Origin of the sequence: Enterocloster alcoholdehydrogenati (assembly GCF_013282095.1) — a bacterium.
Taxonomy (GTDB): Bacteria; Bacillota; Clostridia; order Lachnospirales; family Lachnospiraceae; genus Enterocloster; species Enterocloster alcoholdehydrogenati.
Window position 1 is genome coordinate 121,326 of record NZ_BLTJ01000008.1, and the last position, 13,748, is coordinate 135,073.

The following is a 13,748-nucleotide window of genomic DNA, read 5'->3' on the forward strand; positions in this document are numbered from 1 at the left end:
TTATTTTTTATTTGCCTCATTAAATGCTGCAAGGGCTTCGTCCTCACAGAGTTTCTGCGCTGCCGCAAATTCCGTCTCAGGATCGGCATTCGGGTCGGTCAGGATCTTCTGAACGGCACGGTCTATATACGGACCGAAACTGGATTTTCCATAGAACTCAAGGCGTCCCACCATCTTGGCAGACTCAAGAACCTCCTTATACTCATCCGGGAACTCATAGAAATCGGTTACAGTCATATCGTCTCTTGGGATGATAACCGGGCTGGTTGCGCCTTTGGTTGCAAGGTTCTCGTAGTAGGAGGCGAGATAGGCATGGCTGGTGTAGAAGGAAATATACTCCCATGCGGCATCTTTCTTCGCCTGATCTGTCTTTGCATTGATGACGTAGCACTCCCCTGCGATTGCGGTAGATTGTTCGCCGGAAGGTCCTGCAGGAGGCAGGCACAGACCGAGGTCATCAGGATCCATGCCGTTAGAAACAGCATCGGTCACCCAGTCAGAGGCAAACGGCATCATACCGATTTTGCCAAGTGCAAAGTTTTTGGTCAGATCATTGAATTTCAGTGTCAGATCACTCTGAAGCACACCTGCGTTCTTTAAGGACTGGTAATACTTTGCAGCCTCAATGACAGCGGGATCTGTAAAGGTAAGCTCAGCGGTTCCATCTTCGTTCTCTTTCGTCAGATCACCGCCGGCCTGCCATACATAGTACTGGAAGAACCACTCGGTCCACTCTGCTGCAAGTGTGGCATAGCCGGAAACCTGATTGTCAGGATTGTTGATTTTTTTCGCCATTTCCAGTGCCTCATCCCATGTCTTTGGCGGCTCCTGCAGCCCTGCCTCAGCAAAGAGAGCTTTGTTGTAGGCAAACAGCATTGGATTGACGGCAATTGGTACGGCGTAAACGGAACCGTTTCTTGTAAACATATCAACATATTCTTTTGTAAAATTGCTCCACTCATCCCATGAATCCACGTAGGTGTTTAAAGGTTCCAAAATCCCGGAAGAAATGTAGGAATCCATCATGGTAAAGGAACACTTTACAAGGTCGGGGGCAGTGCCGGAAGCTACGCCCTGATAAAATTCATTTCCCGGATCGCCTTCCTTGACTACTTTATTGATTGTGATCCAGGGATGCTCTTCAAGGAACTGTTTTTCCATAGACAGCGACCAGTCGTCTTCGTTGCGGCTGGTCATCCATAAGGTCAGCTCTACCGGTTCCTTATCAGCGGCCGTCTCTGTACCGGCAGAACCTTCTGTGCCTGCAGTCTCAGGGGCCTTTGTGCCCGCTGCTGTCTCTTTGCCCCCAAAACTGCCGCAGCCTGCAAGTGCGCCTGCTGTCAGAGATGTACACAGCAGTGCAGCAAGAACTCTTTTTTTCATCGTAAGATCCTCCTTCTCCGTTTGTTCATGCATCTGACATGAACCCTTTTGATAAAGCTATCATAACAGATTTGGGAACGGATGAAAATAAACTAAAATTAACGGAAAATGAAAAAAAGGTCACATATTTTAAGATGTTTTCTCAGTGCCGGGAAATGGTTAAAAAAAGTGACATAAAAGTAAAATAGAAACATTTTCCCAGGAAAGGAAATTTTCTATACTTAAGAAAACGAGTGCGGAGGTGTAAGAATGCAGATGACGAAAAAAGAGAGGAGTATCGGAAAACCCGGCGGATACCTGTTTCGGAAAAAGGTGACGCCATGGTGTATTCTGTTTATTCCCATGGCGTGTACGGTCTGGCTTAAATATTACCCTATTTTAAATGCTTTTTTTATTTCTTTATTTAAATACGATCCGATCAATCCTCCGGGACGGTTTATAGGGTTTCAGAATTACATCAGTATGTTTCAGACACAGTTTTATTGGGACTCCTGGAAAAACACATTTATTTTCCTGCTGCTGCAGCTGTGTATGTGTTTCTTCATCCCGCTGATCCAGGCGCTTTTGCTGAATGAACTGACGAGACTGAAAAAGTGTCTGACAACCCTGTATATTCTGCCGGCGCTGATTCCCACATCCGTCAATGTTATCATATGGAAATGGATCTGGCATCCAGATTACGGTGTGGCAAATCAGATCGTTAAGTTCTTTGGAGGACAGCCCCAGGCGTGGCTGAGCGATCCGAATCTGGTAAAGTTCTGTATTATTTTCCCTGGTGTGCTGGGAGGCGGCCTGACGGTGCTTTTGTATCTCTCGGCTATACAGGGAGTATCGACGGATATTATGGAATCGGCAGCGCTGGACGGATGTACAGGCTTTAAGCGGATTATCCATATTATCATGCCGAATATTTCATTCATGGTGTTTATCCAGCTCATCATGTGTGTGATTACAACCATGCAGCTTCTGGATGCACCCTATATGTATGCGTCAGGCGGCCCCAGCGGAGCATCCACCACCCAGGGCATTTTTATTTACAAGACTTTTAATCAGGATCTGAATTATGGAGTAGGGTCTGCGGCTTCCGTTGTCCTGCTGTTAGTGATTACGCTGCTTACGGTGATGCAGATGCATTTTGAAAAGTCAGAAAAGGCATAGCAGGAGGGAGAAATACATATGCAACAGACAGGTAAAAAGAATAAAAACCGATGGAGAAGATCGGAGTCATTTCTTAAAATTGTGGCGGCAGTTATCTCGCTTCTGTTTGCAGCCCTGATGCTTTACCCGCTGATCTTTGCCATATCCAGTTCCATGAAGGACAACGCAAAAATTTATGAGGTGCCTCCGAAGCTTTTGCCGGATGCGGCCAACAGCGTCTCCCTGGTGCTGGATTATACGGGCATGGAATTTGACAGCGAAGAGCAGATGAAGGATGCCATGATGAAGGACAATGTGCTGGCAATGTTTGGAGTAAACTATAAGCTGTCCGATCAGTCCATTATGGAAATTCAGGTTTATGGAATGAAAGACGGAAAGACGGTTTTCCATTCCCGTGCTCATCAGATGAAGCTTCAGATGGAGCGGGATTACGGTGTATACAAGAGCACGGCCATTAAGAAAGAAGTGCTTTTGCACGGAGACCGTTATCTGCGGGCAAATGAGTCTATCGGCTATGAATTTGACGCTTCAGGCGGGTTAAAACTGCCGGAACAGGGGCTTTCTGACCACTTTTTAGAGCCGGTGTCCTCTCTTTTGTCAGAAAAATATTCCACCAGCGGAACCCTGGTAAGTGTGGGAGATCAGGTAAAGAATCTTCTGAACCTGGAAAGCTTTAAATATTATCTGGAAATGCCGGGCTATATTTATCCGAACAATGAGCGTATTGCGCACATGGGCTTTATGACGTTTGTGATAAACAGCGTGATCGTCATTGGATTTGCAATGGCGGCACAGGTAATTCTCTGTTCCATCTGTGCATTTGTTATCAGCAGGCAGCTTTCTGAGCGGGCGGCAAAGCTGGTGCTGCTGTTCTTCCTGGGAGGCATGATGATACCGTTTGCGAGTATCATGCTGCCGCAGTTAATCATGTACCGTGAGATGGGAGCTTACAATAACTATGCGGCTCTGCTGCTGCCGTTCCTCTATCCCTATGGTTTTTATGTCTATCTGTACAAGGGATTTTTTGACCAGATTCCAGGCAGCTATTTTGAGGCGGCGTCTTTAGATGGCGCAGGCAGTCTTTATCTGTACAGCAAAATATGTATGCCGCTGTCAAAGCCGATCATTTCCCTGATCGCGCTTCAGACCTTTATTGGAAACTGGAACGACTTTTTCTGGGCATGGCTGGTAACGGAGGATCAGTCGCTGTGGACATTAAATGTCGCGCTTTATAATATTTCAAACAATGCGGGAACAAAGCAGAATGCACTGATGGGCCTTTCCGTTGTGACTGTGCTGCCGGTTATTATTCTGTCCATCCTGTTCTCCAAGCAGTTAAAACAGAGTATTGTTGCCTCTGGTGTGAAAGGATAATGAAACGAGATGAACGATTTAAAGGAATTTAACCAACTGACCGAAGAATTAAACAGGATTGCCATTCATCTTCCCTGTGAAGAATGTACGGTAAATGCGGCAGATTTTGGCGTGCGCCCAGGAGAAGAATGGGATAATGCCAAAGCCTTTGGCGAGGCGCTGGCATACTGCAGGAAGGTGGGAGCGGCAAGGCTGACTGTGCCCAAAGGAGTTTACTATTTTAAGTCCTGCGAAGGGGACGCCCATATTTCCCTGGATGACATGGAGGATTTTACACTGGATGGAAACGGCAGCGAGTTTATTTTTGAATCGCTGTACTCTTATATCTCCATTCGGCGAAGTCGCCGGGTCCTGGTAGAGAATCTGATCCTGGACTGGAACTGGGAAAAGGCCCCTTTAGCAAGCGTGGGTGTTGTTACAAAGGTAGCAGAGGACGGCAGTTATCTGGAATGCAGTTTTCCTGAATACGAGAGTGTTTCTGCAGACATGAAGTTTTCCATTGTGGGGCCTTTTGATGCGGCCCGCTATACGCCGGGATGTCCGGGGGGAATTGAGTTTCGTCCGTACCGCAATGACCATGTGAAAAAAAGCGGGGATGAGGTTTCCGATGAAAAGATGCAGCAGCTGGTTCGGGAGCTGTCGAATGTTTTTCTGCCGAAACAGGAAAAGGCAGGGGAGAATGTGCTGCGGTTTTATACCGTGGATGCCAATTTTACTAAAGCGCATTTTAAACGTGGGGACTGTTTCCGTTTCCGCCATTATGAGTACAGTATTTTAACCGTTCCGATTGAGGATTCCAGAGATGTTACGCTGGATCATGTGACGATTTACGGTTCTCCGGGCAATGGGTTTGTGGGAAACGGAGATATCCATGGACTGCATTTTAAAAGCTGCCGGGTGACCGTGCGCCCGGGAACCATACGCAGTATTTCTACAGTAACAGATTGTCTGCACGTCTGCAATTCTCAGGGAAATTTCATCATTGAGGACTGTGAGTTCGGATATGCGGGAGATGACTGCATCAATATTCACGATAACTCATCCATGGGAATTGTGCCCATGGGGCCTCATACGCTGTTAGCGCTGCGCGTGACCAAAGAAGCGGTTCTGTTTGAAGCCGGCTATCCGGTGGAACTGCGCAATCCCGATCTGTCACCCACCGGTTTTTCCTCAGTGGTGCAGGAGGTTTCCTATCGTCCTGAGGAGCGAAGCTGCGTTTTGACATTTGAGGATCCGCTGCCAGAGAAACTGTCTCCTGATACGGTTCTCTGGAATAAGCGTTTTCAGACGCACAATTACATTATACGCAACTGCCGTTTTGTGAACAACAGAGCCAGAGGCGTGCTGCTTCAGGGCTCTAACGGACTGGTGGAAAATAATATTTTTGAGAACATTCAGGGCGCGGCCATTCAGATCGAGACAGGCTGCGAGTCACGCTGGAGTGAGGGGCATGGCGTGAAAAATCTGATCCTCCGGGGAAATATCATTCGCCACTGTGACTTAAATGCATGGCAGATGGCGGAGCTTTATATGGGCGTGTATCTTCCCGATGGAAGAACCGGAACGCCTGTCTTTGAGAATATTCTCATCGAGAATAATTCCTTTATCGACTGCCCCAGATTGGCTATGTATCTGTCCTCCTGCCGCAATGTGATTGTGCGCAATAATGCGATCATCAATGCGGGAAAGCTGCCTCTTGATGCGCATAATTACGGTTCAAGCACACTGGAAGGGCCTATTTACGGGGAAGAATATCATGGGATAATCCAGTTTGAGAAAGCCAGTGACTGCGCAGAGGAGGGGAACCGTATTATTTCCACTCTGCTGTAAAATATATACGGGTTTCAAAGCATATAAAATATGAAAACAGGCTGCCGACGACCAAAGTTTTGGGAAAGTCGGCGGCTGTTTTGTTTTATGAGCGTCAGAGGATATTAGCAATATTGGGTGAGAAAAATGAAAAACAGCGGAACGTAAATTTTTACGAAAAATTTTCCTGAAAAATGACGGCGGATGAACGGGCTGCACATATAAAATAAAAAAACCAAGGATATTTAGACAGGCTGCGGCAGCGAAGTAATGATGGAGGGGGTGATATGTTGTTTAAAGGACTGTTGTTTTGGGTGGAAATTACAGAAAAATTGTGAATGTTGTATAAAAAATAGTCGTACTTATTGTGCAAACAACCATTTACATTCATGTTCTAAATAGGTAACATAGAAATTGTAACCCAAAAGTAAACGATAACGTAAACATTTACGTAAACGTTTACGCAACAGTTTTCGCTGGCCGGCAGAAGAACTGAGGAAATTATGAGCAAATCAACAACTACACTGAAGCAGATTGCAGAAACAGCCGGGGTATCTATTACAACGGTGCACAGAGTGATGAATGGAAAAGAGGGCTGCGGAGAAGAGCTTAGAAGGCGCATTATGGAGATCGCAAAACAGCAGGGGTATGAGGCAAATTATGTGGCCTCTTCCCTCCGAAAGAAACCAGTCCATATTGCATTAATCTTTCCAAAGGGCGACGCAGACAGTCATTTTTATGTACAGGAGATTTTGAACGGATATTTTCAGGAAAGAGAGGAAATCGAGCACTATAATATCATTTTCCAGGAATATTATTATCCGGCGTATGATATGGGAAGTACAGCATTTCTAAATTTTCTGAACAATATTTATCAGGAAAAACCATTTCATTATGACGGGATGGTGATTTATAAGGAGGATCTGGGAGAGGACAGGCGTTATACGGCGCTGTTAAACCGGATTCTTGGAAAGCGTATTCCTGTTATTGTGCTGGAAAAGTGCGCAAGTGAAACGCCATATTCCTGCCTGGTAGGACCCGATGAGGCCCTGGCTGGAAAAATGGCTGCGGAAATGATGGCAAAGATGGTCTGTCAGGGAGGCAATATAAAGGTCTTTGGACAGGAGCTTCCCTTTGAGGACAGGAATGCCGCCGCTTTTTCAGAAGAACTTAAACGTCGCCGTTCAGATCTGAGCTGTGAAGTAGTCGCACTTAAACTCAATGAGGAGCAGTCGGAGAGGATCCAACGGGAATTGACTGGAAAAAATGCTTTTGAGGGGATATATTTTACCTGCGCCCGTCATACAGCCGCATTCCTCAGAACAGATCTGTCCTGCAGGCAGGGGATAGGCGCTGTAATCGGGAGTGAACTGTTTGAGGAAAGCTACCAGGCATTACAGACAGATACTCTTGATGCTGTGATTGATAAAAAGCCGTTCAGTGTGGGATATAAGGCTCTGAATTTACTGTTTAATAACATTGTGAAGAATGAGAAAATGCCTGTAAGGCAAAGTATTATTCCGCGCATTATTATTCAGTCCAATAGTTATGTTTATTACAGGAGAAGGAAAGAGAATTATGGCGGCAGCAAAGACTTTGAATACACAATATATTAAAAATGTAAAAAATGCGCCTGCATTTGGTCTGAAGGATAAAATTGGCTATATGTGCGGCGATCTGGGGTTTAACACCCTTCAGGTAATTGTGAACAGCTATCTGATGCTGTTCTGTGTTAACATACTGGAAATGGATGCGGTGCACTTTGCAGCGATTGTTTTTATCTGCAAGGCATTAGACGCGTTGAATGATACCTTTATTGGAAGAACGGTAGACCGGCGTTTGCCGACAAAGAATGGAAAAATGAAACCATACCTTTTGTGGTTTTCCATTCCCTATGCAATATTTACGCTGATATTATTTTTTAATGTTCATGCAATGCCCTATATGGCAAAGGTCGCCTGGGTTTTAATCGTATATTTTATTTGGGGAATTGTAGGAACCTTTATCAATGTTCCATATGGAGCAATGTCAAATATTATCACAACAAACCAGATTGAGCGTACAGAACTGTCAAATTTCCGAAGCATCGGCAGCTTTGTGGCAAGTATGGGAACGACTACAATCGCTCCGCTGCTGTTATTTGATCAGAATAATGATCCGGTGGCAAGCCGTTTCATCCTGCTGTCTGTTGTTTTAGGTGTGTTCTGTACCGTCTGTCTTGTTCTGGCTCATACGCTGATTCATGAGCGGGTGCTGGTAGAAGATGTACAGACCAGTGAGCAGGGAGAAAAAATCCATTATCTGCAGGTAGCAAAGTCTTTTTTGCATAACCGTGTCATGATTGCAGTTGTATCATCCTATGTGATTGCAAAGCTGTTTGTACAGCCTGTATCAACCTTAAATCAGTATGTATTTATGACATATTTTCAGGATACGTCCCGCCTGGCAATGGCATCCCTTACGACCCTGATACCCATGCTTTTGGGAATGGTTCTTTTAAAGCCCCTTGTAAAACGGTTCGGTAAGAAAAATCTCGTTACGTGGCCTCTTTTAGGAGCGGCAGTGCTGTATGCGTTTACCATGATCCTGCCGATCGGACCTACGGAATGGATCATCTGTCAGACTCTTGCATCTGCATTTACCACCTGTATGAATCTTCTGCTCTGGTCTCTGATTGCAGATGCTGTGGATTATCAGGCTTATCTGACCGGGCAGAGAAATGACGGAACCGTATATGCGACGATTACGTTTATTGTATTTTTTGCCGCCAGTGCCAGTACATCTGTAATTGCCCTTCTGCTGGAGGCAGTCGGCTACGATGCGTCACTGGGATCCATGGGGCAGCTTGCGGGCGTTCCTGAGCGGATCAAGATGTTAGGCGGCGCATGGCCCATGATCGGTATTATCCTGACATTCATTTGCTTTAAGTTCATTTACAACATCAGTGATGAGCGCATGAAGCAGATCAGCGAGGAGCTGCGCAGAAAGAGCGAGGAAACAGAGGAGAGAATTTTAAATGGAAAAGAATGAGTTAAAGCATGAGGTGACAAAGATTGCCGGGAATACATGGTGCATTGGAGAGTTTCGGCTGGTAAATGCATTTTTTGCTGCAGGAAGAGAGAAGGCGGCGTTAATCGATACGGGCTGCGGAATTGGAAATATCGGAGCTGTGGTACGGGAGCTGACAGACAAGCCGGTTGAGATTCTTTTGACACATGGACACGCAGACCACAGCGGAGGCATCTATACCCTGCCGGACAGTCCGGTCTATATGGAGCCGCAGGATGAGGAGATGTTTCGTGAAATGCCTGCAACTAATGAAATGCGCCGTCTTTATATAGAGACAAGGGTGCCGGTGCGGTTTCCGGGAGAGGGACATATTGAGGCGGTATCGGCGCTGGTGCCAAAGGAGGAGCCGGTATATCCCAAACAGTACATACCGGTAAAAGATGGGGACGTATTTGAACTGGGAGAACGGAAATTGACGGTGCTGCACACACCAGGCCATTCAGACGGCAGCGTATGTTATCTGGACAGCCGGAGCCGGATCCTGTTCAGCGGAGATACAGTCAATCACAGTATTATACTCATGCGGCAGCCGGACAATGATAAGAGACTGATCCGTATATACCATGAGAGCCTGAAAAAGATATGGGATTATCAGGAGCAGTTTGACCAGCTTGCCATCGGTCATGACGGAATATTGATCGATAAATCCATTGTCAGGGATTATCTGGAACTGACCGGGGGGATTCTTAACGGAAGCATTACAGGAAAGTACGAGGAAGTTGGATTCAGAAAAGGAGATGTAGCGCGTCTGGGACAGGCAGAACTCTGGTATCAGTGCGACGAATAACGGACAGATAAAATGCCATCCGCAGATGAGGAGAGCAGAAGCTTTCCTGTCTGCGGATGGCATTATTTTCACGCAGGGCTTTGTGTGAGTTTATTCCCCTGCAAGCCACTTTTGAAAATATGTGCGGATTACCCCGAAAGGCGCAGGCCCCATATCCAGGATGAACCGGTTAAATTCCAGCTGTGAATAGTTTGCCCCCTGGGCCTGCTTTGCTTCCCGCTCCATATTCAGGATTTCCAGATACCCCACATAGTAACTGAGGTAATTGCCCGGGTTTTCCATTATTTCATAATATATGGAGGAAACCACTTCCAGGTCGCTGATATTAAAGTAGAGCTTTAAGTAATTCTCCACCTGCGCCATATCCCAGCCGTCGTAGTGGATGCTGATGTCAAGGAGGGCATAAAGGGCCAGAGTAAAGGCGGCGTTGTGCTGCAGCAGTTCCCCTACGCCGTCCTCCAGGCCGTTATTCAGGGTATAGGCATAGTATTCCGCATAGGTGGCCCATCCTTCGGTGTAGCCCTTAAAATCCAGGATACTGCGCAGGTTACAGGTATTGCTGCGGTTGAAATACTGGGTCTGGTACATATGGCCCGGATAGCCTTCGTGCGCAATAGTGGTGTAGAGGCTGGAACTTCCGGTGGAACCGTTGTTGATGTAAATGGAATTGTCCTGAGGACGGTCCAAAGGTACGGTAAGGTAAAAGGCCGGACTTAAGATGCCTTCCAGGGCTTTTGGAACAGACTTTATGGTGTAGGAATATCCGTCAATGGGCGAAAAATCCTGTCTGCACTGATCCTTTAATGACTCCAGAATAGCCTCCGGCTGCTCTGGGGAGAAGGTGTAGGACTGAAGCTTTTCTGCCAGCCCCGGATCCTCAGATAGGAGTTCATCTACCGCAGACAGATCATCCGACATCTGGTCCATAACTGCTTTTTTCAGAGCGGGGATATCCTTATAGGAGGTGCCCGTTCCTGAATTTACCAGATACTGGTAATATTCCTTTCCCTTTGGAAAATAGCTTAAGCCCTTGTCATTGGTTCCCCGGCCCTTAAGCCCCTTAAGCCCCTCAATGAGATGCTCATAGGCCGGTACGAAATGTTCGTTGATCGCCGCCTTGTTCCGGGCAGTGTAATCCTCTTTTTCCTGGTCAGTCAGCCCATCTACTGCATTGAGCCGGGAGGTAAAGGTCTCGGTCATAAAGCTGTGGTCTGCGTCAATGAGATAGGCGTTGCAGGAGGTGATAACGCGGTCGATGACTGTATCACAGAGGCCCAGGCCCGCCTCGGTTTTCTGTTCCTCAAAGGCTATGATGCTGTCATAATAGGCGTCAATGGAGGACAGCAGAGAAAGGTAGTCCTCAATATCCTGCCGGCTGTAAAAGGTGTATTCGGATAAAAGGATGGGAAGCTGGGACTGAATACCCAGAGTGGTGGAGAGCGGCTGGTCATAAAGTTCCAGACCTTCCAGGGAAAGGCCTGTATTGAGATAGGATGAGAGAATGGTGTAGGTAAGAAGCTGATCTTCCCGCAGCCTGCGGCTGTCCATGGCTTTTAAGCGGTCATTCAGGTTTCTGACATCCTCAAGATCTTTTTTCGTATCCTCTAAAGAAACGGTTCCAAGGTCTTTGGGGTATTCAGTGATGCCATAGGCCGCCGGATCTGCCAGGGTATAGTGAAGGGTGATGGCGGACTGGGCTGCCTCCGTGCGGAAAAGTTCTTCCGTCAGGGTGTCAAAGTCGCTTTGAACCTTCAAAGAGTCCTCATCATACTGCTCATAGGAGGCAGAGGCGGTTCTGGCCGCAGATGGGTCTGCAAAAGGAGAGGGCACAGCGGGAGCTGCGCAGCCTGTAATCAGGCAGATGGATAAAAGCAGGGCTAACAGGGCCTGCAGCTGAAAATGCTTTCTGCATTGTCCGGATGGTCTTACAAACATAATATTCCTCCAAATCAGGGATAAGAGTATTCTTTGGGTGTGGATATTCAGGACAGGCGGTCTTCCTGAATTGTTACCTGGGTATTATATATTATATGAGGAGAAAAAACAACTTATGAGAGGCCCTGTCTTGACGAAAATGTGGGAAACGCTTATACTTAAACCATTAAAACGGGCAGGCGTGTCTGCGCTTTTTATGGCCCGAATCCAGAATAAAAGAGGAAAATAAAAAATGTGTCAGGACTGTAAAAAACCATATTATATTACAACGGCCATTGCATATGCCTCCGGTAAGCCTCATATCGGCAATACCTATGAGATCGTGCTGGCTGACAGCATCGCAAGATATAAAAGAGCCAGGGGATATGATGTATTCTTCCAGACCGGTACGGATGAGCACGGTCAGAAGATCGAGGAGAAGGCTGAAGCGGCAGGCGTGACGCCTCAGGAGTTTGTAGACCGCTCCGCAGGGGAGATCCGCCGGATCTGGGATCTGATGAACACCTCTTATGACAAATTTATCCGCACCACGGACAGGGAGCATGAGGCTCAGGTGCAGAAGATCTTTAAGAAGCTCTATGATCAGGGCGATATTTACAAGGGCGCTTACGAGGGGCTTTACTGCACTCCCTGCGAGTCCTTCTGGACCCCGTCTCAGTTAGTGGATGGAAAATGCCCCGACTGCGGCCGCGAGGTACAGCCTGCAAAGGAGGAGGCTTACTTCTTCCGCATGAGCAAATACGCTCCAAGGCTGATCGAGTATATCAATGAGCACCCTGAGTTTATCCAGCCGGTAGCCCGTAAAAACGAGATGATGAACAACTTCCTGCTTCCGGGCTTACAGGATCTGTGCGTATCCAGAACGACATTTTCATGGGGTATCCCGGTAACCTTTGATCCAAAGCACGTTACCTATGTATGGCTGGATGCTCTTACCAACTATATCACCGGTATCGGCTATGACTGTGACGGAAACAGCACAGACCAGTTTAAGAAATACTGGCCTGGGGATCTCCACCTGATCGGTAAGGACATTATCCGTTTCCATACAATCTACTGGCCTATTTTCCTGATGGCACTGGATCTGCCGCTGCCAAAGCAGGTATTCGGCCATCCATGGCTCCTTCAGGGCGACGGCAAGATGAGCAAGTCCAAGGGAAATGTGCTTTACGCAGATACTCTGGTGGATTTCTTCGGCGTAGACGCGGTGCGCTACTTTGTTCTTCATGAGATGCCGTTTGAAAATGACGGCGTGATTTCCTGGGAGCTGATGGTGGAGCGCATGAACTCTGATCTGGCAAATATCCTTGGAAATCTGGTAAACCGTACCATTTCCATGACGAATAAGTATTTTGGAGGCATTGTGGCTGACAAGGGCGTCTGCGGGCCGGAGGATGAGGATTTAAAGGCGGTTGTGTTAGAGGCTGTCAAGAAGGCAGACGCCAAGATGGAGCAGCTTCGCGTGGCGGATGCCATTACCGAGATCTTCAACATTTTCAGAAGAAGCAACAAATATATTGACGAGACCGCTCCCTGGGTGCTGGCAAAGGATGAGGCGCAGAAGGGTCGCCTGTCCACCGTTCTTTACAACCTGACGGAGGCTATTGCTATTGGCGCATCCTTACTGGAGTCCTTTATGCCTGAGACTTCTGCAAGGATCCTGGAGCAGTTAAAAACAGAGAAACGCAGCCTGGATCAGCTTAATACCTTTGGCCTGTATCCATCCGGCCATCAGGTGACGGACAAGCCGGAGATCCTCTTTGCCCGTATGGATGTAAAAGAGGTGCTTGAAAAGGCGGAGGCCCTTCAGGCCGCAGAGGCAGCCAAAGAGGACAAAACTTCCGATGAGAATGAAGAAGGAGAGGACGGGATCGATCTGGAGCCAAAGGCAGAAATTACCTATGATGATTTTGCAAAGCTGCAGTTCCAGGTAGGCGAGATTATCAAGTGCGAGGCTGTTCCCAAGTCCAAGAAACTGCTCTGCTCTCAGGTAAAGATCGGAACCAGAACCCGTCAGATCATCAGCGGCATCAAGGCTCATTACTCACCGGAAGAAATGGTGGGAAAGAAGGTTATGGTAGTGACCAACTTAAAGCCCGCCAAGCTTGCAGGCCTGCTTTCTGAGGGAATGATTCTCTGCGCTGAGGATGCAGAGGGCAATCTGGCTCTTATGACACCTGAGAAGAAGATGCCGGCGGGAGCTGAGATTTGTTAATATAAAATATGAGGCCGG

General features: G+C 47.2%; 9 protein-coding genes. 7 read left to right on the top strand and 2 right to left on the bottom strand.

Features of this window, described 5'->3' with window-relative positions; all coding sequences use genetic code 11:
• Entirely contained in the window at positions 1–1,383 is a 1,383-nt protein-coding gene (locus HW447_RS10715; RefSeq protein WP_176255259.1) for an extracellular solute-binding protein, read from the bottom strand.
• Positions 1,384–1,638: 255 nt separating this feature from the next.
• Between HW447_RS10715 and HW447_RS10720 the strand changes: the two genes are divergently transcribed.
• From HW447_RS10720 to HW447_RS10745, 6 genes are all read left to right on the top strand, one after another.
• Complete coding sequence (locus tag HW447_RS10720; protein ID WP_176255340.1) at positions 1,639–2,541, top strand: carbohydrate ABC transporter permease; 903 nt, start codon at positions 1,639–1,641, stop codon at positions 2,539–2,541.
• A gap of 18 nt (positions 2,542–2,559) precedes the next feature.
• A complete protein-coding gene (locus tag HW447_RS10725) occupies positions 2,560–3,915 on the top strand; it encodes a carbohydrate ABC transporter permease (protein ID WP_176255260.1) in 1,356 nt (451 codons plus the stop codon).
• A gap of 9 nt (positions 3,916–3,924) precedes the next feature.
• A complete protein-coding gene (locus tag HW447_RS10730) occupies positions 3,925–5,745 on the top strand; it encodes a right-handed parallel beta-helix repeat-containing protein (protein ID WP_176255261.1) in 1,821 nt (606 codons plus the stop codon).
• Positions 5,746–6,227: 482 nt separating this feature from the next.
• A complete protein-coding gene (locus HW447_RS10735; RefSeq protein WP_176255262.1) occupies positions 6,228–7,340 on the top strand; it encodes a LacI family DNA-binding transcriptional regulator in 1,113 nt (370 codons plus the stop codon).
• Positions 7,303–8,754 carry an MFS transporter gene (locus HW447_RS10740; protein WP_176255263.1) on the top strand — a complete coding sequence of 484 codons (1,452 nt, stop codon included), beginning with the start codon at positions 7,303–7,305 and terminating at the stop codon, positions 8,752–8,754. Before HW447_RS10735 ends, HW447_RS10740 begins: the two co-directional genes overlap by 38 nt.
• Entirely contained in the window at positions 8,741–9,580 is an 840-nt protein-coding gene (locus tag HW447_RS10745) for an MBL fold metallo-hydrolase (protein WP_176255264.1), read from the top strand. Before HW447_RS10740 ends, HW447_RS10745 begins: the two co-directional genes overlap by 14 nt.
• A 90-nt stretch (positions 9,581–9,670) precedes the next feature.
• On the opposite strand, the gene HW447_RS10750 is transcribed toward HW447_RS10745, so the two are convergent.
• Complete coding sequence (locus HW447_RS10750; RefSeq protein ID WP_176255265.1) at positions 9,671–11,515, bottom strand: DUF885 domain-containing protein; 1,845 nt, start codon at positions 11,513–11,515, stop codon at positions 9,671–9,673.
• Between the two features lie 232 nt (positions 11,516–11,747).
• Here HW447_RS10750 and metG point away from each other — a divergent pair, with 232 nt between their 5' ends.
• Positions 11,748–13,730 (top strand): methionine--tRNA ligase, encoded by a 1,983-nt coding sequence (gene metG, locus HW447_RS10755; protein WP_176255266.1) that lies wholly within the window; start codon positions 11,748–11,750, stop codon positions 13,728–13,730.
• The last annotated feature ends 18 nt before the right edge of the window (positions 13,731–13,748 follow it).

Bases quoted from the DNA above. Each gene is read 5' to 3' on its own strand.
- HW447_RS10715 (WP_176255259.1), bottom strand. From the start codon at position 1,383: ATGAAAAAAAGAGTTCTTGCTGCACTGCTGTGTACATCTCTGACAGCA.
- HW447_RS10745 (WP_176255264.1), top strand. From the start codon at position 8,741: ATGGAAAAGAATGAGTTAAAGCATGAGGTGACAAAGATTGCCGGGAAT.
- HW447_RS10720 (WP_176255340.1), top strand. From the start codon at position 1,639: ATGACGAAAAAAGAGAGGAGTATCGGAAAACCCGGCGGATACCTGTTT.
- HW447_RS10740 (WP_176255263.1), top strand. From the start codon at position 7,303: ATGGCGGCAGCAAAGACTTTGAATACACAATATATTAAAAATGTAAAA.
- metG (WP_176255266.1), top strand. From the start codon at position 11,748: ATGTGTCAGGACTGTAAAAAACCATATTATATTACAACGGCCATTGCA.
- HW447_RS10735 (WP_176255262.1), top strand. From the start codon at position 6,228: ATGAGCAAATCAACAACTACACTGAAGCAGATTGCAGAAACAGCCGGG.
- HW447_RS10725 (WP_176255260.1), top strand. From the start codon at position 2,560: ATGCAACAGACAGGTAAAAAGAATAAAAACCGATGGAGAAGATCGGAG.
- HW447_RS10750 (WP_176255265.1), bottom strand. From the start codon at position 11,515: ATGTTTGTAAGACCATCCGGACAATGCAGAAAGCATTTTCAGCTGCAG.
- HW447_RS10730 (WP_176255261.1), top strand. From the start codon at position 3,925: ATGAACGATTTAAAGGAATTTAACCAACTGACCGAAGAATTAAACAGG.